At 44.5% G+C, this 20,992-nt stretch carries 16 protein-coding genes and 1 tRNA gene; 6 read left to right on the top strand and 11 right to left on the bottom strand.

Annotated features, from left to right (window positions below; translation table 11 throughout):
• Positions 1 to 431: 431 nt before the first annotated feature.
• Complete coding sequence (locus KIH41_RS12520; protein ID WP_214162592.1) at positions 432 to 857, top strand: hypothetical protein; 426 nt, start codon at positions 432 to 434, stop codon at positions 855 to 857.
• Positions 858 to 1,191: 334 nt separating this feature from the next.
• Here KIH41_RS12520 and KIH41_RS12515 read toward each other — a convergent pair whose 3' ends face one another.
• On the bottom strand, positions 1,192 to 1,629 hold the full coding sequence (locus KIH41_RS12515; RefSeq protein ID WP_214162591.1) for a hypothetical protein: 438 nt from the start codon (positions 1,627 to 1,629) through the stop codon (positions 1,192 to 1,194).
• A gap of 156 nt (positions 1,630 to 1,785) precedes the next feature.
• Here KIH41_RS12515 and KIH41_RS12510 point away from each other — a divergent pair, with 156 nt between their 5' ends.
• On the top strand, positions 1,786 to 3,447 hold the full coding sequence (locus KIH41_RS12510; RefSeq protein WP_214162590.1) for an amidase: 1,662 nt from the start codon (positions 1,786 to 1,788) through the stop codon (positions 3,445 to 3,447).
• A gap of 20 nt (positions 3,448 to 3,467) precedes the next feature.
• On the opposite strand, the gene KIH41_RS12505 is transcribed toward KIH41_RS12510, so the two are convergent.
• The 5 genes from KIH41_RS12505 to KIH41_RS12485 form a co-directional block, all read right to left on the bottom strand.
• Complete coding sequence (locus tag KIH41_RS12505; RefSeq protein WP_214162589.1) at positions 3,468 to 4,049, bottom strand: DNA-3-methyladenine glycosylase I; 582 nt, start codon at positions 4,047 to 4,049, stop codon at positions 3,468 to 3,470.
• Positions 4,046 to 5,191 carry an ATP-binding protein gene (locus KIH41_RS12500; RefSeq protein ID WP_214162588.1) on the bottom strand — a complete coding sequence of 382 codons (1,146 nt, stop codon included), beginning with the start codon at positions 5,189 to 5,191 and terminating at the stop codon, positions 4,046 to 4,048. The genes KIH41_RS12505 and KIH41_RS12500 overlap by 4 nt, the downstream gene beginning before the upstream one ends.
• A gap of 154 nt (positions 5,192 to 5,345) precedes the next feature.
• On the bottom strand, positions 5,346 to 5,873 hold the full coding sequence (locus KIH41_RS12495) for a hypothetical protein (RefSeq protein ID WP_214162587.1): 528 nt from the start codon (positions 5,871 to 5,873) through the stop codon (positions 5,346 to 5,348).
• A gap of 79 nt (positions 5,874 to 5,952) precedes the next feature.
• A tRNA-Val gene (locus tag KIH41_RS12490) sits at positions 5,953 to 6,027 on the bottom strand.
• Between the two features lie 164 nt (positions 6,028 to 6,191).
• Positions 6,192 to 8,720, bottom strand: coding sequence for a M14 family metallopeptidase (locus KIH41_RS12485; protein ID WP_214162586.1), 2,529 nt, complete (start codon positions 8,718 to 8,720; stop codon positions 6,192 to 6,194).
• 160 nt (positions 8,721 to 8,880) lie between these two features.
• Between KIH41_RS12485 and KIH41_RS12480 the strand changes: the two genes are divergently transcribed.
• Together KIH41_RS12480 and KIH41_RS12475 are read left to right on the top strand one after the other, a co-directional pair.
• Complete coding sequence (locus KIH41_RS12480; protein ID WP_213944379.1) at positions 8,881 to 10,392, top strand: FAD/NAD(P)-binding protein; 1,512 nt, start codon at positions 8,881 to 8,883, stop codon at positions 10,390 to 10,392.
• The gene (locus KIH41_RS12475) at positions 10,376 to 11,287 is read left to right on the top strand and encodes an AEC family transporter (RefSeq protein ID WP_214162585.1); all 912 of its coding nucleotides are present in this window, start codon (positions 10,376 to 10,378) and stop codon (positions 11,285 to 11,287) included. Before KIH41_RS12480 ends, KIH41_RS12475 begins: the two co-directional genes overlap by 17 nt.
• Here KIH41_RS12475 and KIH41_RS12470 read toward each other — a convergent pair.
• Entirely contained in the window at positions 11,284 to 11,493 is a 210-nt protein-coding gene (locus KIH41_RS12470; protein ID WP_213944381.1) for a PspC domain-containing protein, read from the bottom strand. The two genes, KIH41_RS12475 and KIH41_RS12470, sit on opposite strands and share 4 nt — an antisense overlap.
• Positions 11,494 to 11,503: 10 nt before the next feature.
• Positions 11,504 to 12,160 carry a Tll0287-like domain-containing protein gene (locus KIH41_RS12465; protein ID WP_214162584.1) on the bottom strand — a complete coding sequence of 219 codons (657 nt, stop codon included), beginning with the start codon at positions 12,158 to 12,160 and terminating at the stop codon, positions 11,504 to 11,506.
• Positions 12,161 to 12,291: 131 nt separating this feature from the next.
• On the opposite strand from KIH41_RS12465, the gene prfA reads away from it, so the two are divergent.
• Both prfA and KIH41_RS12455 read left to right on the top strand, forming a co-directional pair.
• The gene (gene prfA, locus KIH41_RS12460; protein ID WP_214162583.1) at positions 12,292 to 13,368 is read left to right on the top strand and encodes a peptide chain release factor 1; all 1,077 of its coding nucleotides are present in this window, start codon (positions 12,292 to 12,294) and stop codon (positions 13,366 to 13,368) included.
• Between the two features lie 83 nt (positions 13,369 to 13,451).
• Complete coding sequence (locus KIH41_RS12455) at positions 13,452 to 13,982, top strand: GNAT family N-acetyltransferase (RefSeq protein ID WP_213944384.1); 531 nt, start codon at positions 13,452 to 13,454, stop codon at positions 13,980 to 13,982.
• A gap of 42 nt (positions 13,983 to 14,024) precedes the next feature.
• Here the strand turns inward: KIH41_RS12455 and KIH41_RS12450 are convergent, their stop codons facing one another.
• The 3 genes from KIH41_RS12450 to KIH41_RS12440 all read right to left on the bottom strand — a co-directional run bounded on the left by KIH41_RS12450 (position 14,025) and on the right by KIH41_RS12440 (position 20,847).
• Positions 14,025 to 15,275, bottom strand: coding sequence for a cystathionine gamma-synthase family protein (locus tag KIH41_RS12450; protein ID WP_213944385.1), 1,251 nt, complete (start codon positions 15,273 to 15,275; stop codon positions 14,025 to 14,027).
• 214 nt (positions 15,276 to 15,489) lie between these two features.
• A complete protein-coding gene (locus tag KIH41_RS12445) occupies positions 15,490 to 18,291 on the bottom strand; it encodes a YCF48-related protein (RefSeq protein ID WP_214162582.1) in 2,802 nt (933 codons plus the stop codon).
• Between the two features lie 123 nt (positions 18,292 to 18,414).
• The gene (locus KIH41_RS12440; RefSeq protein WP_214162581.1) at positions 18,415 to 20,847 is read right to left on the bottom strand and encodes an alpha/beta hydrolase family protein; all 2,433 of its coding nucleotides are present in this window, start codon (positions 20,845 to 20,847) and stop codon (positions 18,415 to 18,417) included.
• Between the last annotated feature and the right edge of the window lie 145 nt (positions 20,848 to 20,992).

The following is a 20,992-nucleotide window of genomic DNA, read 5'->3' as shown; positions in this document are numbered from 1 at the left end:
GCAGAGACGGGGACCATAAAACGGAAATGCATTTCCACCCCAAAATGGTGTAAAATAAGCACTGTCCTAGAAATACTTGGTACCTGGTACCTAGTACTTTGTACCCATTTAAAAATACGAAATACAGAAATTTCAACAAGTTAAAAAAATCTTATATTTTATCTAAATGGTTCTAGATATTCCCCAATTTGTGGAATTTATCTCCCTTTTATGTTATTTAATCGGCAAATAAAGCTGATTTTGATGGTTTTGAATATTGGATGATTTTATGTTAATGATTGGTTTTAGAATGGAAATTCAAAATTATATTTGTTTAATTCTGTTAACGAGAAAGGATTGGTCTTAAAGGGTGTTAAAAGCTTGACAATCCGACATCTCTGGCCTAATATTCTCGTTACTATGGGTACAAACCAACTAAAAAGGAGGAAGCCATGAAGAAGTTGATATATATATTAGTCGCAGTATTTGGAGCAGTTTTGATGACCTCATGTACAGGTTCAGCCCGAATTGCGGGCGGTGGTGGAGTAGGATATGGATATTATGATGATATGTATTTTTACGGCCACCCGGGAGTTTATAGAAATACTGTGATTGTCGATAGAAGACCTGTAATCATTAATAACGGTAACAACCGTCAGAGTAACCGACAAGTTGCCCCAAAAAATAACGCTAGGAGAGAAGCCAGAAGAGTTCAGGCTACCCAAAACCAAAGACAGGGTAATGCCAGAGTAAATACCAGGACTAACAGTAATGTTAGACAAGCCGCTCCTAGAACCCAAACCAGGACTGCAGCGCCAGCCAGGAGTACAAGAAGTACTGGTGGCGGTACAGTAAGATCCGGTAGAGGTGGAAGATAATTCGCGTTGCTAGTGAAATGAAGAGAAATTCCCTGAACCATTTTGGTTCAGGGAATTTTTTTTTATACTGTAAAAAATTTGCCACAAAGGGCACAAGGGAATTGCACGAGGTAGTTTATAATTCAGCCACGCTTTTATAATTATGAATTATGAATGATGAATAATGAAATATGAATAATGAAGTATGTTCACGTTTCACTGATGCCCCATTTGAAGAGCGCAGCTCTGAAGGAGGGCGGCGAGAAATAGTGCTGTGGATTATTACATTTCTCCGTCCAAAATGCCCCAAAAACCTCTGATGCTGTGAAATTACTTAGTACATAGTACATAGTACCTAGTACAAATCACTTTTCCTCATATAGCTCTCAACTCTCCGAGCCTTTAGAAAAGATAACGTCAATGGCACAATCCAGATCAGTTCATTAAAAAATAGGTGAAAACCGGTGCGTTTGTTCCAGCCTAGGGTGTCCATGAAGACTACGGCGAACCAGATGGCCATGATGGCCTTTCCAGCGATGCCGATTAATGTCAGCCATTTCCAGTTGATAGGGTAGAAGCCGGAAAGGAAGATCAGCGTACCTACAATCAGCCCCACACTTCCATATAAATTGGTGCCCAACCCCACATCCTGACCTGGATTCATGGCAAGCCAACCGGTGAGCGCATCTCCAAACCATTTGAAAAATGCACCCCAAGCGACCGTATACATTCCTGTAATTAATACTATGCCGCGCATGGTCATGCTATATTGGGGAAAAGGGGCTTGATTCATAAAGGTTTAAGGTTCGATCCCATAAATTAGCGGGATCTTTTTTAGGTTATTTATACTATATTTATTCCGGTAATTCCGAGAAAGCGCAAATTACAAAGTATCTAGAAAAGTTGTGTCCTTGGGCTGTGGATTATGTGTAAATCTAAAAATTAAACGATGAAGAATAAAGTGATTACCATGGTATGTGTCGCCGGTGTTGGTTTCTTGGGATTGGGTTTTATGCTGGGGAAAAATTACGAGAAAATTTCCACTGAGACCATTTCCCACGCCGAACATATTTTGGGGATGTCTTTCAGCCCTGCCGAAAAAGACAGCATGATAGGCAATCTCGAGCGGCAACTCCAAAGCTATGAGGCCTTAAGAAAATACACCCTGCCTAATGAGGTGGCACCTGTAATGGCATTCAACCCCTTGCCCAAGGATTTTTCCCCGTCTATTGACCAGCAAGCCTTAGATTGGAATTTTGAACGCAAAAGTGTATTGGAAATCAATGAAATAGACATAGCTTTTACTCCGGTCAGTACTTTATCCACATGGGTCAAAAATGGGGATATTACATCCGAAAAATTGACTTCGATCTTTTTGGACAGGCTCAAAACACATGGTGATACGCTTCAATTGTTGATAACTTTGATGGAAGACGAGGCTCTGGAGCGGGCAAGGGAGATGGATAGGGAAATTCAAGCGGGAAATTATAGAGGTCCCTTACACGGGATTCCTTACGGGATCAAGGATTTGTTTGCAGTCAAAGGGACTAAAACAACCTGGGGCGCCACACCTTTCAAGGATCAGGAAATCGATGAGACGGCCACCGTAGTGGAAAAGTTGGACGAGGCAGGAGGGGTGCTTCTTGCAAAATTCACCTTGGGGGCTTTGGCAATGGGTGATGTCTGGTATGGTGGGGTTACCAAAAACCCGTGGAATTTAGAGCAAGGTGCGAGTGGTTCATCAGCTGGCTCAGCAGCTGCGGTAAGTGCCGGTTTGATTCCCTACGCCATCGGGACAGAAACACTTGGGTCAATCGTTTCCCCTTCAACGAGGAATGGAGTTACAGGCCTTCGTCCCACTTTCGGCCGGGTGAGCAGGCATGGCGCCATGGCTTTATCTTGGACTATGGATAAAGTTGGACCTATTGGAAGAACGGCTGAGGATAATGCTATCGTATTGGCAGCAATTAATGGAAAAGATGAAAGAGACCGGAGTACTATTCAAGCTGCATTTAATTATGATGCTGCCAAATCTATCAAGGACCTGAAGATCGGTTATTTCGATAAGTTTTTTGAAAAGGCCCATGAAAATGACAAGCGGGTTTTGGAAGATCTGAGAGAGCTGGGTTTGGAGCTTCATCCTGTTGATCTGAAAACTAGCGTGGATCCATCTGGGATGAGTATAATGCTTATGGCGGAGGGGGCTGCAGCTTTTGATGAGCTTACAAGGAGTGGTCAAGATGATTTACTGGTGGCCCAGCACAAGAATGCCTGGCCGAATCTATTTAGAGCAGCGCGATTTATTCCTGCTGTGGAATATATCCAAGCCAGTAGACAGCGCGCTGTATTAATTGAAGAGATGCATGAGCTTTTTAGCGAGTATGATGTTATTATTACGCCCACCTACGGAGGCAATCAGCTGCTGATAACTAACCTAACTGGGCATCCGGCTTTATGTCTGCCAAATGGTTTCGGGGAAAACGGAAGCCCTACTTCCATCACATTTTTAGCGAATCTTTTTGATGAGGAAAAGCTGATAATGCTGGGGAAGGCTTATCAGGAAAAGACGGAGTGGGAAGAAAAAAGACCGCCACTTTTCAGTGAAAATTAAATCGAAAAAGCCTGCAAGGATTATTTTCTTCCAGGCTTTTTTAATTGCTCAAACCTAAAGCAATCCACCAAATGATCATTGATCAAGCCCGTGGCCTGCATGTGGGCATAGAGAATGGTGGAGCCCAGAAATTTGAATCCCCGCTTTTTCATGTCCTTTGCCAAGGCGTCGGACTCCTTGCTAGTGGCAGGCACCTCCGCCAATGATGGCCAGGAATTGTGGATAACTTGGTTGTCGACAAAGCCCCAAATGTAATTGGAAAAGGAACCGTGCTCATCCTGGACTTCCATAAAACGCTTGGCGTTGTTTACGGCTGCCTTGATTTTCAGGCTGTTTCGGATGATTTCTGGATTTTTTATCAAGTTATCCACATGCTCATCAGAGAATTCCGCCACTTTTTGATAGTCAAAATCCGCAAAGGCTTTCCTGTAGCCTTCACGTTTTTTGAGGATGGTGGACCAGCTCAATCCGGCTTGGGCCGATTCGAGGACCAGAAACTCAAAGTGAACCCGGTCCTCATATATCGGCACGCCCCACTCTTCATCATGGTAGCGGATATATTCTTCAAACCCCAAACACCAAGGACATCTATTTTTGCTCATGTTGTATATTTTTGGATAAAGCTTTTCAGTCCCATCACGTTGATGTTCTGGTCAATTGGGAAATCATCCTCTCCCCTGTAGATTACCACGCCTTCTGCAGCCTGCATATCCTCCATGCTGATTCGGAATCCTTTCGTGATTTTGGGAGCCAGGGAGTTTTTGATCTCCACGGCAGCCATTACTTTCCCGGATTTTACCAGGACCAAATCGCACTCAGAACCTTGGTGGGTTCTGTAATAGAAGTATTGGTAGGCATCACCGAGGCAGTTGATGATTTGTTCAATCACGAAACCTTCCCATGAAGCCCCGACCAGCATTCTGGTCTGCAGTTCCTCCAAGGCTTTGATGCCGGCAAGGGCATGCAAGATACCGGAATCCCGGATATAAACCTTTGGGCTTTTTACTAAACGCTTTTTAATATTATCGTGGTAAGGCTGCAGTACCCGAATCATAAACGAGCCTTCCAAAAACTCCAAGTATCTATTTACGGTCGGCCGCGTTAGACCGAGCGCTCTTGATATCCCGTCTCCATTCCATATACTTCCCTGGGCATGGGCCAAAATCATCCAGAATTTCTCCACCTGCCGAGGATCAGTGTTCAAGCCGAGCATCCCCAGGTCTCTTTCGATGTAAGTTTTAATGAAGTTTTCTCTCCAAATCAAACTGACCCTTTCCGAGCTTGCCAAGAACGAAAGTGGAAAACCTCCCCTCAGCCACAAGGTATCCATTTGGTCCACTTCCTGTACGGTAAATGGCGGCAACTCAAGGTACCCAATCCTACCAGCCAGAGAATCTCCACTGTTTCTGATAAGATCTGGGGAGGCAGACCCCAACAGGATAAACCTTGCCGGCACCCGGTTTTCGTCAATTAAGCTCCTCAATTCGGCAAAGAGTTCGGGCATAAACTGGATTTCATCGAGGATCACAGTTTTATCCTGGTGAGTTTTCAAAAACAATTCCGGATCCGATAGCTTAAGCCTGTCGCTCGCTTTTTCCAAGTCAAGATAAAAAGCTTCTCGATCAAGGTTAAGGTTTTTGACGAGCGTAGTTTTCCCCACTTGCCTCGGTCCTAAAATGCCAACGGCAGGGAAAATACTCAAAAACTCCTCGAGGAGCGGAAAAATAGCACGATCTTTAACCATGACAAAGCTGTTTGACTTTCGATTTTCATGGTAAAGATACAAAATTATCCATGAAAATCGTAAGTCCAACTTTCGATTTTCATGGTAAAATTATTTTTTATCCATGAAAATCGTAAGCCAAAGTTTCTATTTTCATGGATATTTCCTGCGTTTGTCAAAAGCTTTTACCAAAACCTATACCTCCTGAAGGTATAAATCTTGGTGCTGGGCCGTCGGGGGCGTATACTTCGTGAAAGGGGTAAGTTGTATTAAATCGATATAGTGGCGTGAAAGCTACTTTAAATAAAAAACCTTTGGGGCTTTCATAGCGGTAGCCCAACCGAGCCGTGGAATAATGCTCAAAATAAGTTCGTTTGTCTGGAACCATATAATTTAAAAAATCCTCTTCCCTATAAAAGCCCGTGTACCCCAACCCAGTCTCTAATGAACTATTGCCTCCTCCAAAATAGGCCAGCATCATGACAGGTATGCCGGTAGCATTTCTACCCACACTGGTAAAGCCAACTGATGGGCTCAAAAACACCTTTTCCGTGGCTAATATGTTGCGTTCATAATTGATGGAATAGAAAAGTCCATTGCCTAAGACTTCACCATAAATGCTATTTCGGAATTTTTGGGCATGGCTACCGTAGGGCAGACTCATCAAGAGGATAATGAAGAGTATTTTTATGCAAGATTTCATAATATGTGTTGCAGATACATACTATAAAATTAGTATAAAAATCCAGCTATTCAAGCCCTTAGCCTAAAAAGTAAAAGTGTGGGTCCTAACGGATTCGAACCGATGACCTCTGCTCTGTCAAAGCAGCGCTCTAAACCAACTGAGCTAAGGACCCTGGAAGATGGAATACGGTGGCAAATGGGTCACCCGCCACGGCGGGGACACAAACCTGTCTGACGGCAGTCAGGGTTTAAAAGAAGTTCCACAAAAATTGAATGGCTTGCAAAACGTATCAAGTAAAATTAGCTGGTAACACGGGAGACCGAAGTTCGAAGGTATTTATTGAATTGGTGAAAATATAGCGTTGGCCAATATCAATTTTCCGTTTTGCCAGAAGTTACGGAAACTTGGATTATCCACAAAGTATACTATTTGACCTTTGCCGATTTTTTCAGTCCCGATTACAAGGGATTCGGCAACTTTTTCCTTGGCTTTATACCCCACAAATCCCGTACGATGGCTTTCCGTGCCAATAATCACCCCAACATTGTGCCCTTTCTGAAGATAGGAGTATCTATTGTTATTGTTTTTCAACGTATAATAGGTGTCACCTAGACCGTAAGAAAGGGGATGAGTTTTGTCCATCTTCACTTCATATACAGCTCCAGTAATGTTGTCGGAAATGGCCATGCGTTCTGCCTCTTGGAATGGAGAGGTCTGGGTTTCCTTTTCCCACTGCTTAGATTTCTCCTCCCATTTTTTCTTCTCTTCCTCAGTGGCATAACTTTTCAAGCCAAAACCCTCTTGATCAGCAAAAAGCTTTAAGGCGCTTTCCATGGCTATCAACTTGCCGCCATTCTTCATCCATTCCTGAAGTTTTTTGGTCAACTTTTCCTCCTTGATATTGTAGTTTCCTGCAGGGAGTATCAACACCGTATATGAAGAAAGGTCTACATTTTCTAGTTGTTCTTTTTCCAACGTAACGAGTGGATAATCAAGTTCCTGCTCAAAGAAGTGCCATATTTCTCCATAATTAAGTGAAGAGGTGCCTTTTCCACCTACTAGGGCCACTGTTGGAGGTTTGATATAGTGGACGTGGGGAGAACCGAAATCCTTACCCTTATCCACAAAACTGGTTTGGGTGGTGGAGAGTTTGACCTCGTGCTTGTTGGCCAATTCGAGTACCTTCTCATCAAAATCCCTCTTGGTTTCATTGCCTCTTCTAGTTATCAACAATGAGCCAGCAGGATATTTATTTTCTCCAATCTCAAATTCATAACCCGTATTTCTCACCCTGATTTTTTCGTTTAGCAGGGCGGCAAGGAAGGCTGCGTGGGCAGTATTATCCCAAGGTGCGATATACGCCAATGGCTCCCCATCTAACGAATTCTGCTCAAAAGCTGGCTTTTCGAAAGTTCCTGATACCTTTAAATTGGTCTCCAAGGCATATGCATCCAATCCATAGGCGTAAGGAAGTGCCCAGCTGGTGATGTCATAAGTAATGCTGTCGGCCAATACGGGATTGGGTTCAAAGAGTATTTGTGCCAAAATGGACTTGGGCTGGTCGGCACTGATCAGGATGTCATTTTCCTCAAGATTAAAGGACCGGTTTTCGCCACTTTGGAAATGGTAACCCCTCAGGCTTCCACGGCTGCTGCCTTTCCCATACTGGATCCCGTTTTTATCAAGTAAATCCAGCAGTTTTGTCAGATTGCTTGGGTTATCCACATTTTTGATGACAAAGCTTTTATATTTTCCTGCTGGGGCGGTTTTGCTTTCCGTGAAATAATCCTGGAAGGAGGAAAGTACTTTATCCACATTTTCGGACGTGACCTCCAAAATCGCCAAGCCTGTGGTGTGGTGGTGCTCTATTCTATCTTTGAGGGTTAGCGTATCACCTTCTGCGGTCAAAACCCCTACTCCGGCTCTGCCTGAACCGCCCTGCTCTATGGTCATTCCGATTGCCCCATTATACATGGGATAGCTGTCTCCATAGCTTGGGTAGAGGATGTCAAAGCGCTCTTTCGTAAAATAAAACCAGTTTTCCTGATCAAAATATTTGGCTATGTTTCTTCCCACCATGTTTTGGAATTCATGCTGAAAGGGCGAAAGCTGCTTGTGCAGAGGCTCTGCCGCCGGGGGGAAATAGTAGGGAGAGTCGATGTTCTGCTCGTGAAAATCGGTGTGCACATGCGGCATCCACTGGTTGTAAAGGGCAATTCTGGCTTGAGATTCCTTTTGTGTTTGCCAAGCCCAATCCCGGTTGAGGTCAAAAAGGTAATGGTTGGGTCGGCCGCCCGGCCAGGGCTCGTTGTGCTCCATGGATTGTTGGTCGGGCTGCAGGCGTTTGTTCATCTTTTGGTTGTACCACTGGGCATAGCGGTCGCGCCCGTCGGGGTTGATGCAGGGATCCATGATTACCATGGTATTTTCCAGCCATGCTTTGGTGGTTTTATTTTCAGGATTTACCAGTTCAAACAGGGTTTTCATGGTGGCCTCTGAAGATACAGCCTCATTTCCGTGCACGTTGTAGCTCAGCCAGTTGATGGCGATGTTGGTGTCGGGGTTCCCTTCCATCATGCCTGTCCGGCGGAGATTATCTTCCCTGATCTGCTCTTTGTTACGGATATTTTCAGCCGAAGAGATAAAAGCAACGATAAGTGGTCTTAGCTCATAGGTTTCTCCATAATGATACACTTCCACATTTTCGTTTTGTTCTGCCACATGTTCAAAGTAGGCGACGATTTTATGGTGAGGGGTAAATCTTTCACCCAATTCATAACCCAAAAATTCTGCGGGGGACTTTGTCTGTGCAAAAAGGCTCGCTTGTAAAATGGAGAATGTGAGTAACAGTAAAGTTTTTTTCATAAGGAACGGGTAAAGCTGGGATTGGCCAGAAAATCAGCACAAGATAATGGCTTTCCATAAGGCAATCAAACCAGAAATCATAAAATGCTACAATAAAATGGGAGAAAATAAACATGCAAGGTAATAAAGGGTTAAGATGATTACCATAAACCATCCAAGCATGAAGAATATTTGCATCATCGGCGGGGGAGCCTGCGGCGTGGCGGCCTTTATTGAACTTTTTGTCCAGATTAGCACTCAGAAGTTAGAGGATCAACTTAGCATTACCATAATTGAAAAATCAAAGAAAGTCGGTTACGGGCTGGCTTTTGGCACCACGGAAAAAAGCCATTTGCTCAACACCCAAGCCGAACTGATGGGGATTTTTGCCGATGAGGTGGAGCACTTCAGTGAATGGCTGCATGACAATGCCTATAGGGCGCGGGGACGCGTGGAGGAGGAAAACGGGGATATAGACCATGCTTACACCTCCAGGATTTTGTACGGGGATTACCTTCACGAGCAGTTTGCTTCCCACCTTAAAAAAGCCAAATCCATCAATCTGAATGTGGAATTGGTCTGTGACAGGGCTGATGATATTGAAGTGGACGGGGAAAGGTTTAAGGTGATTTTGGAAAAGGGTAACCCTATCCAAAGCGATTATGTGATATTGGCACTGGGCAATCCAGAGGCTACAAATTTCAAGGATTTTCAACGTTATCCACATTTCATCAATTCACCTTGGCCAGCGCATAAGATGTTGGAGAAGATTGATAAAAAGGCCCATGTGGGTATCCTGGGGACAAGCCTGAGCTCCATAGATGCGGTGGTAGCCCTAATGGATCATGGTCATGAGGGAAAAATCTCCCTGTTCAGTCCCGAGGGAATGTTGCCAAGGGTGCAGCCAATAGAAAACAATGAGATTGTGAGATCATACTTGACACTTAAAAATGTGCATATGATCAAAAGAAAGCATTTTCGGGCACCAAAGGTAAAGGAGCTGTTTAGGCTTTTCATGAGGGATGCCGAAAATGTCAAAAAAGGACCCATTGATTGGAAAGAGCAGGATAGGCTGGGCAAAAAAGCCGATGATTATCTGGCCAAAGATATTGAGCTTGCCGAAAACGGTGGAGATGCTATTTTGAACGTAGCTTATTCCTTGAGGTATGACGCGGCGAAACTTTGGAGCTGGCTTTCTGAGGAAGAAAAAAACCGTTTTAAGAAATGGCTCGGGCCGCACTGGGCTGTCAATCGGCATGGGATGCCTTTGAGCAATGCCAAAAGACTTAAGGCATTAATGGACAAAGGTGTTTTGACCGTCCATGCCGAAATCGGGGATATTAACCCACATGAAAATTCATTTGAAGTTGAATTTGGAGAAAAAGGCAAAAAGACTGTGGATAACTTAATCAATGCCACCGGTAGCCCTTCCCAAGTGGAAGATATGGACTGCACATTGACTGAAAACCTCCTGAAAAAGCAACTTATCCACCCCTATCCCTCAGGAGGCATATTGGTCAATGAGCTCACTTTGGAGGCAATCAATAAATCCAAAGTCTGCGGTATCTATGGTACGGGGCATTTGCTTAATGGAATGATGCTGGATGTAAATGCGGTCTGGTATAATGTGAGATCCATTGCCGCGCTATGCCAAGATATTTTATTTAAAGCTCGGTATGGAGAAAATTGCTGAGTTTTTGGGCGGAATTGGCCCCTACTTATTGTTTTTACCTCTTGGTTTTTGGCTTAGTAAAAAGGAATGGGTACCCAAGAAATATATTACAAGCCCGCTAATCTATGTCTTGATGCCAGTCTTGGTCGTCAATCATGTATTGGAGGCCGAGGAGGATACCATCATGGTATTGCCCGTGATGTCCTTTTTTCTGGCTTTGCTGATGAATGTACCCGCCTTACTTGCAAATAAAACTTTTGCCTCAGAGGAAAATCCATACCTGGTCAAAAGCTCGTTCTCATTCTTTAATGTAGCGTTTTTTGGGATTCCTACCGTGATGGCCCTTTTTGGCGAGCAAGCCGTCACAAGCTTGATTACCATTTATGTGGGTACCGCGCTATATGGTGATTTAATTGGCTACTATCAGGTGTCCAAATCCAAAAATGGCACGAAGGAGTCGATCATCAAAACCTTGAAGGTTCCGTTTCTTTATGCCTTTATTATTGCCGTGATTTTGAAAGTATTAGATGTGGAGCCGCCCGAGGAGGCTGAGCCGGTGACTGATGTTTTTAGCTATATTGTGTCGGCTGCTGGTATGCTCATCATCGGAATGAATGTCAGCAACTTAAAAATCAAGGGTATTGACTGGAAATACCTCAACAAATTTATGGCTTTGAGAACTGTGGGAGGAATAATCATCACAGCAGCTATATTGGCTTTAGAGTATGCTTTTGTGGATAAATTGGATGAGGAGGAAAGGCAATTGCTGGCCCTTATTCCCCTTTTTCCGATTGCAGCTAACATAACCGTTTTTGCCTCCTTTTTGGGAAGTAAAGAGAAGGAATCAGGGTTGCTGGTTCTTTATTCCATGGCAGTCAGTCTGGTGTTGATCTGTATAGCTATACAGTTTTTCTAATGTTGCCTCCAAGGAAATTCATCCTCTGGCATCACAATCCACAGAATGACATAAACCAAGATGCCCGGGAAAGCCGCGCTTATAATGGAAATCAGAATGTAGCCAATGCGGACCGCGGTGGGGTCCCAGCCAAAATATTCGGCAATGCCGCCGCATACTCCAGCAAGCATTCTCTCATTTAAGGATCTGGTGAGTCTTTTTCTCATACTTCAATAATTATAGATTTTTGATGACCTCTTTTTTGGGCAGGCGGATGCTCCACATTCCTCTTAGATCCCCTTCTGTGTGGCCTGTGGCTTTATCTTGGGGGTAAAGTTGGTTGATTTTTGCCAAAACATCCGGGGCTATATCGCTTTCCGGGTCGCCATGGCAGTTAAGGCAAAGCTGACTTGGGATGGTAATCGCTTTTGTATACAACAACACCTGGTCGTTCTCGATTTTTTGGATATTGGGCTCACTTTTTATGTCGTTATCCACATTGTACTCGTAGGCCGAAAGGAGCATTTCCTCATCTTGGTCCGGTCTGTCATTGGGGTTCCTGTATCTATTGGAAACCCTCCTAATCTTGGCATTGTATTTCTGTCCGACACTTTCCAAAAGTGGCAAGGCTTCCAGGTTACAAAATTCAACCGCTCCCGCTACCCCACTTTCCTCAATAACCTTGGTGAGCGTGGCCAGCAATTCTTGCTGGGCTGCCGTGCTGATCTCATCTCCCATTTCGAAGGCTTTTTGGGTCACCTCAGCCTCATTGACTTTCCTTACCTCACGGTCCCTTCTTCCGCTTTCATAATCTTCTCTATTGATTCGCCTATTGTCATCACAAGCGGTGAGCAGGGCTATAGCCAATAGTATGATTTGAATTTTCTTGTTCATGTTTTGGTCTCTATGAGCAAATAAAGATAGCAGATAATCTTCAAAGGTCAGAATTGGGTTTCCAGATTCTTTTGATAGCCTTCGGTATACGACTTATTTTCTTAATTTTGCAAGTTCAAACTACAGAAAACATGCTTGATAAGTTAGCAGCGATTAAGGAGCGATTTGAAGAAGTGGGCCAGTTGATCATTCAGCCGGACGCCATGTCGGATATGAGCAAATATACCAAGCTGAGCAAAGAATATAAAGACCTGGAGAAGGTGGTGGCCGTGTATGATGAGTATAAGCTGGTCATGGACAACATCAAGAGCTCCAAGGAAATATTGGACAAGGAAAAGGACCCGGACTTCAGGGAAATGGCCAAAGCCGAACTGGATGAGCTTCGGGAGCGTGAGACCGAGCTTGAAAAAGAACTCAAGCAGATGCTGATTCCAAAAGATCCCAACGACTCCAAAGACTGTATCTTGGAGATTAGAAGTGGTACAGGAGGGGATGAGGCGGCTATTTTTGCCGGTGATCTTTTTAGGATGTACGAGCGCTTTTGCGAAAAGCAGGGTTGGAATCTTACCGTATTGGATTTAACATTTGGCTCTTCGGGCGGTTATAAAGAAATAATCAGTACCGTGACAGGGGCTGACGTGTACGGTATGTTGAAATACGAATCCGGTGTGCACCGGGTACAGCGTGTGCCGGCCACGGAAACCCAGGGTAGGGTTCACACTTCCGCCGCTACGGTGGCCGTGCTCCCTGAAATGGAAGAAGTGGACGTCAACATCGACTTGAATGATGTGCGAAAAGATACCTTCTGTTCATCCGGTCCGGGGGGGCAGTCTGTAAACACCACCTATTCGGCGGTCAGGCTTACCCATATTCCGACTGGGTTGGTAGTGACCTGTCAAGATCAGAAGTCGCAGATCAAAAACTTCGAGAAAGCGCTGAAAGTACTTCGGTCCAGGATTTATGAAATTGAGCTTGCCAAACACAATGAGGCTGTAGGGGCGCAAAGACGCTCTATGGTGGGAAGCGGTGACCGTTCGGATAAGATCAGGACATATAATTACAGCCAAAGTCGGGTAACGGATCATAGGATCAATAAAACGGTCTACAACCTTCCTGATATCATGGACGGTAATATTGAGGAGTTTATCTCAGCTCTCCGTTTTGCTGAAAATGCTGAGAAGATGAAGGGTGGCGGCATGGAAGATTAAGTTTTGTTGCCAAATTAAATAAGGATTAAAGCAGCTTGCCGTTATTTCTGTAGAACTTTGTAAACCAACCTTACACTTACTATATGAGAATCACCGGAGAAAATGGAGTCAGCTTGACCACTTGGAAAGATACACATTTTCATAAACTATATCCTTTGGCCAACAACCCCAAAATTGCACAAAATCTAAGGGACAGTTATCCTCAGCCATACACCATCCACGACGCAAGATACTGGATAGAGTACAACCAAAAATTCAACCCTCCTCAGAATTTTGCCATAGAGCTAGATGGTCAATTGGTGGGGTCGGTGGGATCTGAAAGGGGAAAGGATGAACTCAGGCCCAATATGGAGGTCGGTTTTTGGATTGGGGAGCCTTTTTGGGGAAAAGGGATTGCTTCGGAGGCGGTGAAGATTTTCACGGACTATTTATTCAGCAAATTCGATGTCCACAGAGTTTTTTCCCAAACCTACGATTTCAATGTAGCCTCTATGCGGGTATTGGAAAAAGCGGGATTTCAGGCTGAGGCGATTCTTAAGAATGCCTTTATCAAAAACGGTAAAATGGGAGACCTTTTTCAGTATGTGCGATTGAGGGAGACGGAAAAGATTTAAGAAAAGGCCTGCTAACTGCAGGCCTTTCTTTTTATAGCGTATTTAGATTTGCTCTAACGCTTGCTCAATATCCCAAATGATGTCGGAATAATGTTCTACACCAATGGAAAGCCTCACGAGTTTATCGGAAATATGCAGAAGGTCTCTATCCTCATCCGACACATCAGAGTGGGTCATGGTGGCAGGATGCTCCGCCAAGGATTCCGTGCTACCCAGTGATACTGCCAATTTCATAAGCTTGAGGGAGTTTAAGAACTTAAATGCCTCTTTTTCTCCGCCTTTTACATCAAATGAAACCATCGCTCCGGCACAGGAAAGCTGGTTTTTGTAGGTTTTATAAGAAGGGTCGCCCTCTGTAAGGTGACCTAAATAATATACCTTTTCCACTTTTGGATGGTTGAGTAGGAAGTCAGCCACATGCTTGGCATTTTCTGCCTGTTGGGTCATTCTGATCTTCAGCGTTTCCAAACTTCTCATCAGCAACCAGCCTGTCCAAGGTCCTGCCATGTTTCCAAGGAATGTTCTCAGTCTACGCACCCTTTGCATATGGGCACTTTTACCCAATACCGCACCGGCGATAAGGTCACTATGACCGCCAATATATTTAGTGGCAGAATACACCACCAAGTCGGCACCATGCTTCAAGGGCTGTTGCCACAAAGGACCCATGTAGGTGTTGTCCACCACGATCACTACCTCTTGATCAGGTGTGGATAACTCATCAGCGATCTCCTTGCACATTTCTATATCGAAAAGGGCATTGGTAGGGTTGGCGGGGGTTTCTATGTAGATAACTTTTACTTTTGAACGGAGATCTTTGGATTTAATCATTTCCAGAACCTCGTCTTTGGACTGCTCGCTGGTGAAGCCTAATCCATTTATGCCGTACTCAGGCAATACTTTGTTGACAAAATGATCGGTACCGCCGTAAACTGGTTTGGAATAAAGAATGACATCCCCGGGACGCAAAAATTCTAGCATAACCGTAGAAATGGCAGACATTCCGCTTTCAAAAACGCAACATTCGTCGGCTTTGTCCCAAAGGGAAAGTCTTTCTTCCAAAATCTGCAGATCCGGATTGTTCAAGCGGCTGTAGATCAAGCCAAGCTCCTCGTGTGGGTCCTTTTCCCTTTTTCCATAAGCCACTTCAAAAAAAGCTTTACCTTCTTCGGCATTTTTGAATACAAAGGTTGAAGTCTGGAAAATAGGACACTTGATGGCGCCTTCTGATAGTTCTGGCTTGTAGCCATGGGTCATCATTAAGCTCTCCGGGTGGAAATCTCTATTATGCATCGTTATTTGGGTTTAATTTGACGCAAAGGACATGATTTTCGGGATATTTTGCAACCCGTGTCATAAAATAATGTCCTGTAAAATAAAGATATGCTTATCTATAATTTTATTAAATTGAAATAAAAAATACATTATTTTAAACACGCCAAATAAAATTTGGCTAGGCTATTACTTATTTGAGGCGAAACACATTTAATATCGAATCCTCCTTAGGTTAATTTACTACCAACTTCTTAATATAATCTTGGGTTCTGCCTATTACACGAATTGTGAATAAGCCCTTCGGTAAATTTTGCAGCTCAATCAGCTGCTGCGGACTGGTGAGGTAGATTTCTCTAACAATTTTTCCCGTTGAGCTGATCACTTCGATTTTCCTGGGATCTGAGATTCCATTGAGGTCAAGATTAACTGATCCATTCGATGGGTTGGGGTACATTTTCCAGTGTAGATCCGGTGTCCTTTCGGTGGAGGTAATGAAATCCACATTTACCGATTTTTCCCTCGCCTCCCCGGTTCCGCAGGAGTTTGTAGGGATTACGCTAAGGGTGAAATCACCTTCTTCCGACCATTTTACTTTTATTTTGGGAGTCCCCTGCCCCGAGAGAATTTGTCCCGGCCCATCTACCTGCCACTGATAGCTCATGTCAGCAATGGCGGCTATTTCATATTCCTCTTCCATTCCCAACCCGGTCATGGCGGCACCTTTTATTTCACTTGGCATATCCGGTTCACGGTTGATTTTAATGGCCTTTGAAACGGTGGAACCCGCTCCGCATGGATTTACGGGGGATACTTTTAGGTTGTAATCATTGAGATTGGTCCATTCCACAGTAATTTTTCCAGTTCCTTGGCCTTCCCGTATGATTCCGCCATTGGTCTCCCAGTAATATTCCGTTCCTATCAGCGAATCCACTTCATAGGTTTCAAATGAATTGATGCATACTGAGCCATTCCCGATAATCTCACTGACCTGGCCTGGCTCACTTGAAACGGCTATTTCCATGGCCCTGGTGGCACTGTTGCCGCAATTGTTTTGTCCACGCACCATTACGGCATGGCGGCCTGGGCTATCCCATCTCACTACGATTCGGGTGCCGCCCTGGCCTTCTAGTATGGTACCACCGTCCACACGCCATTCATAAGTAACCCCAGGTTCGGATGTTCCTTGAATTGAATAGGCCTGCTGGCTGACACAGATGTTGTTTTCTCCAAAAATTACGACGGGACTTTCAGGTACCAGACAGCTGTATTTATAGAATGTACCCGCTTCCCCAACAGCATAACCTGTACTGAGGTCACCAAAACTTATTCCCGTAAAGTTCTGATAGGTCCCAGTATGGATTTTCTCCCAGTTCTGACCCCCATCGGCAGTCTTTATGATATGCCCTTTATCCCCAGCAATAAATCCGACCTGTTCGTCCAAGAAGGAGGCATCGTTAAAATGGATGGAATATGGGGTTGAAATTTTGGACCAAGTGTCGCCTTGGTCGGAAGTTTTCCACAATCCGCCATTATGCCCTGTGATGATGGCGGCATTTTCGTCGAGAATTTCTATGGAGGTGAGGTATTCAATAGCGGGAAAGCTGATTTGCTCCCACTTTTCGTTATTCACAGTTTTGGAAAGAAAACCGTTTTCTCCGATAATCAAACCTACTTTGTCATTGAAAAACTTGATGTCATTGTATTTGATATCCTTGTTTCCTGGATCTATGGTGGTCCAATTTACGCCTCCATTTTCGGTTTTGCTGATAAAACCCCGGCTTCCAATGGCGTAGCCTTCATTATTGTTGAAGAAATAAAGACCAAAAATATCCCTGTTGGTCCCGGCATTGAGAGCGGTCCATCCTCCGCCGGAATTGGTGGTTTTAAGGATAATCCCATTTTGCCCCCCTATGTATCCCAGTGTATTAGTCGTAAAGTAAAGGCTCAAAAATGAAACAGAAATGGGCCTTGAGCGGTTGGCCAGGCTGGTTCCTCCATTGTTTGTGGATAAAACCAACCCATTTTCACCTACTATGTAGCCGTGGTTTTCAGACTTGAAGTGGGTGGCATTGTAATCGTTGCGATTGCCGGATAGCCGAATTGCCCAGCCGCCTCCGCTGTTGGTGGAGGAAGTCAGGGTGCCGCTATTGGAAACTGCAAATACTGTATTGGTATTGAACCTGAATTTAAGATCGTTAATGGTTTGAGGAGTTCGGCTATTCACTGCAGCGAGCGTGAGGCCTGCATTGGTGGTGCGCATGAGGTATCCATCATTTCCCGCAAAGAGCCCAATGTTTGGGTTCACCCTGCTGAACGCCACCATGGTGTAATCGGTATCGACTCCACTGTTGATAAAAGTCCAATTTTCTCCACCATCAATAGATTTGAGAATTGTCGCAGAAGTGCCCGCTGTATATCCCAAGGTGTCATTGACGAAATAAATGTCCTTAAGATTGGAATCAAAGCCTGTGTTTATGACCTTCCAATTTTGGCCACCATCGGTGGTTTTTAAAACCTCAGCATTTGAGGTGGATGAATAGCCAAGGGAATTATCGACAAAGTGGAGGGAGTTCAAATCTGCATTGGTGGCCACTGAGACTTGATTCCAGCTGTTTCCTCCATCGGGTGAATGAAACATTCTTCCATTTTTCCCCGCCACCAACACTTCATTTTCGGAAAAATAATGGAGGTTGGTAAAAGTTTCTTGAGAAGGCAGGTCGCTTAATGTCCAATTATCCCCACCATCGGTGGTACGGAAGATTTTCCCCTCCAGACCCACCATCATCCCAATGTTGGAATTGAAAAAGGAGACCCCAAGCATGGAGGTTCTAAGAGGCGGTTCCTGCTCCACCCAGCTCAGTCCGCCGTCAATACTTTTGAGGATGATATTTTTTCCCGCAATAAAACCGACCTCTTCATTCACCCAGTGTATGGCGTTGTAATCATTGCCCCAATGGGACACTCTTCTCCAAGTTTGGGAAAAGGCCAGGTTGATGCAAAAGCAGAAGACTAGGAGGAGGTAAAGTTTTTTCATGCAGAAAAACAACAGGAAAAATGAATTAAAAAATAAATTTAGAAATAATGCTTTATTAATTAGCGGTTTGGCCAAAAATAATTTGCATAAAAAAAGGGGCTGTTAAAGCCCCTTTTCAAATTATTATTTATTCTTGTTTTTCACCCATTTTTCCAGCCATTCATGTTGTTCGTGAAGGGTGTGGAGGATAGATTCCATGGAGGCATACCCGTGGCTCTCATGCGGAAGGAACACTAATCGCGTAGTGGCGCCGTGTCCCTTAAGGGCATTATAATAGCGCTCACTTTGGATAGGGAATGTTCCTGAGTTGTTATCCGCCTCTCCGTGGATCAAAAGGATCGGGGTTTTTACCTTGTGGGCATTCATGAAAGGGGACATGGTGTTATACACATCCGGAGCTTCCCAGTAGGTTCTCTGCTCGTATTGGAAGCCAAATGGTGTCAAAGTCCTGTTGTAGGCACCACTTCTGGCAATTCCTGCGGCAAATAGATCAGAATGGGAAAGCAAATTAGCTGTCATGAAGGCTCCATAAGAGTGGCCTCCTACAGCGATTCTATCACGGTCACCGATACCTCTTTCCACAATGTAATCAATAGCTGCTTCGGCATTGGCCACCAGCTGGTCTACAAAGAAATCGTTAGGCTCCTCATCACCCTCGCCTACAATCGGCATTTCGGTGCGGTCCATTACTGCATATCCTTGGGTCACCCAGTACAAAGGCGAGCCCCAGTTTAGGCGGGTAAATTCATGCTTGGAGCCTCTGACCTGCGCAGCGGTGGCGGCTGATTTGTATTCTCGTGGATAAGCCCACATCAAAACTGGAAGCGGGCCGTCTCTTTCTGCATCATAACCTTCGGGCGTGTAAATGGTAGCTGAAAGATTCAAACCGTCATTTCTTTCATAGTTGACAAGCTCCCTGTTTATACCTTTTAAAGACTCATATGGATGCTCAAAATCTGTGATCTGAATTGGCGCGATTCGCTTTCTGGTGTTTCTCACCCAGTAGTTTGGCTGCTCATCCGTACTTTCTCTGATGGTAATAAACTCTGTTCCATCCGTGTTGAGGACTTTTGTAACTCTTTCGTAATATGGGGCTTCGCTTCTCCATATGATATCTTCTTTGCCGTCTTTGACATTGAATGTGGATAAGTAAGGCATGCTTCCTTCCGGCGAGCCTCCTTCACTGGTCATGAAGATCTTGTCACCTTTTCTGTGGATAACTGATCTACCGTATTGGTTGTCCACAAATAGTGGGCTTCCCGGATCGTTGTAAATATCATCATAAGAGCGCTCTATGATCACCTTGCCTTTTTCGCCAGGCTTGGAAGGGTTGATAAGTGAGCGTTTTTCTTTTCTGGAAGCAAACCATCTTTCATTGAGGATCGCAAACTTGTCATCAGACCAGTTGATGCCTGCAAAACGAAGGGAAGTAGAACCCAACTTGGTTTTTTCCCCATCGAATGGAGCATCCTGCATGAAGATGATATCTCTTTCCTCAAGGTCTTTTCTGGGATCTCCGCCGTCCTGTGCCTCCGCCCAGTACAGTGTGGCTGGTTTGTCGGCTCTCCAATTGATGGAACGAGGACCAGTAACTGTAGCATCGAAACCAGTGGGTCTTACCTCATCCAATGGAATTTCGGCTAAGGTTTTTACTTTGTTTCCGTCTCTGTCCAAGATATCCACATTGTATGGGAATCTTGATGCTGGCACCAAATAAGAAAATGGCTTTTGGATGGTTTCAACCATAATGTATTCGCCATCGGGAGATGGGCTCATGGATTTGATCATTCCAGCTTCGCCGATTTCTGTTTTTCCTCCGTCAAGATCAAAAATCATCAGCTGGCTATCCATGTAATAAGCCAAAAGGTCTTCGTCATGCGGGTTTGTGAGCAAATCCTGGTATGTCCTGGAAGGTGCCGCATCTCCAGTTGACTCCTGGATGGTCGGTCCTTTTGGAGCCAAAGGTGCTTTTGGCTCATCGCCTCTGTTTGGATTGACTGCTTTTACCAGGATTTTGTTGTCAGGAAGCCATTGGATCGAGCGACCGTAAACTTGGTTTACGATATTGCTTGCCAATTCCTTTGCCTCCAGGGTGGATAGATCTGCTACCCAAAGACTAATTCCTTCGCCGGTATTATGGGTAAAAGCAAGGTGCTTTTCATCCTGGGAAACCGTGATGTTCCCCAGTTTTGGGTTTTCCGGAAGCCCTGAGAGGGATTGGGCCTCAGAGTCTTTTATCTTTTTAAACTTGATGTTGTTGAAAGATGATGTCCTGCTCTGTCCGTTGGTGGCAGGGTTGATCCGGATGCCGCCGATTCTTAGCTCTGGCTGGGCCAAATCTTCAATTGAGCCATATCCGGCTCTTTCAAGTAACAACATGAAGTCCCCACTTCTGCTAAACGTTACCGCTGGGGTAATTGGGGCTTTTACTAATTCCTCAATTTCACTTGGAGGGGTTTGGTAGCTGGTTTCCTGGGCATGGATCTGGGAGGTAATTCCCAAGGCCACACATAGGAGCAGGCTGACTTTTCTGATGAAAGTAGTTTTTATAAGCATATATCCTGAGGTTTAATTCAAGGTTTTAAGATAATAAAAAACTGGCAAGAGAAAGCTGAAAATTAATCCTAAGGCGGGTATGCGGGCTGAATGGTCAAAAAAAAAGCCGGATCCTTAAAGATCCGGCTTGAAGCTACTTGTGTTT

The sequence above is a fragment of the Litoribacter ruber genome (assembly GCF_018500185.1).
In the GTDB taxonomy this organism is placed as follows: domain Bacteria; phylum Bacteroidota; class Bacteroidia; order Cytophagales; family Cyclobacteriaceae; genus Litoribacter; species Litoribacter ruber.
Note: the sequence above shows the minus strand (reverse complement) of the source record. Positions and strands in the feature narration are given on the sequence as shown.

Excerpts from the sequence above, each read along its gene's own strand:
- KIH41_RS12495 (WP_214162587.1), bottom strand. The coding sequence starts at position 5,873 with ATGAAATCTTGCATAAAAATACTCTTCATTATCCTCTTGATGAGTCTG.
- KIH41_RS12515 (WP_214162591.1), bottom strand. The coding sequence starts at position 1,629 with ATGAATCAAGCCCCTTTTCCCCAATATAGCATGACCATGCGCGGCATA.
- KIH41_RS12505 (WP_214162589.1), bottom strand. The coding sequence starts at position 4,049 with ATGAGCAAAAATAGATGTCCTTGGTGTTTGGGGTTTGAAGAATATATC.
- KIH41_RS12450 (WP_213944385.1), bottom strand. The coding sequence starts at position 15,275 with ATGCATAATAGAGATTTCCACCCGGAGAGCTTAATGATGACCCATGGC.
- KIH41_RS12480 (WP_213944379.1), top strand. The coding sequence starts at position 8,881 with ATGAAGAATATTTGCATCATCGGCGGGGGAGCCTGCGGCGTGGCGGCC.
- KIH41_RS12510 (WP_214162590.1), top strand. The coding sequence starts at position 1,786 with ATGAAGAATAAAGTGATTACCATGGTATGTGTCGCCGGTGTTGGTTTC.
- KIH41_RS12445 (WP_214162582.1), bottom strand. The coding sequence starts at position 18,291 with ATGAAAAAACTTTACCTCCTCCTAGTCTTCTGCTTTTGCATCAACCTG.
- KIH41_RS12485 (WP_214162586.1), bottom strand. The coding sequence starts at position 8,720 with ATGAAAAAAACTTTACTGTTACTCACATTCTCCATTTTACAAGCGAGC.
- KIH41_RS12440 (WP_214162581.1), bottom strand. The coding sequence starts at position 20,847 with ATGCTTATAAAAACTACTTTCATCAGAAAAGTCAGCCTGCTCCTATGT.
- KIH41_RS12520 (WP_214162592.1), top strand. The coding sequence starts at position 432 with ATGAAGAAGTTGATATATATATTAGTCGCAGTATTTGGAGCAGTTTTG.
- KIH41_RS12500 (WP_214162588.1), bottom strand. The coding sequence starts at position 5,191 with ATGGTTAAAGATCGTGCTATTTTTCCGCTCCTCGAGGAGTTTTTGAGT.
- KIH41_RS12465 (WP_214162584.1), bottom strand. The coding sequence starts at position 12,160 with ATGAACAAGAAAATTCAAATCATACTATTGGCTATAGCCCTGCTCACC.
- prfA (WP_214162583.1), top strand. The coding sequence starts at position 12,292 with ATGCTTGATAAGTTAGCAGCGATTAAGGAGCGATTTGAAGAAGTGGGC.
- KIH41_RS12475 (WP_214162585.1), top strand. The coding sequence starts at position 10,376 with ATGGAGAAAATTGCTGAGTTTTTGGGCGGAATTGGCCCCTACTTATTG.
- KIH41_RS12470 (WP_213944381.1), bottom strand. The coding sequence starts at position 11,493 with ATGAGAAAAAGACTCACCAGATCCTTAAATGAGAGAATGCTTGCTGGA.
- KIH41_RS12455 (WP_213944384.1), top strand. The coding sequence starts at position 13,452 with ATGAGAATCACCGGAGAAAATGGAGTCAGCTTGACCACTTGGAAAGAT.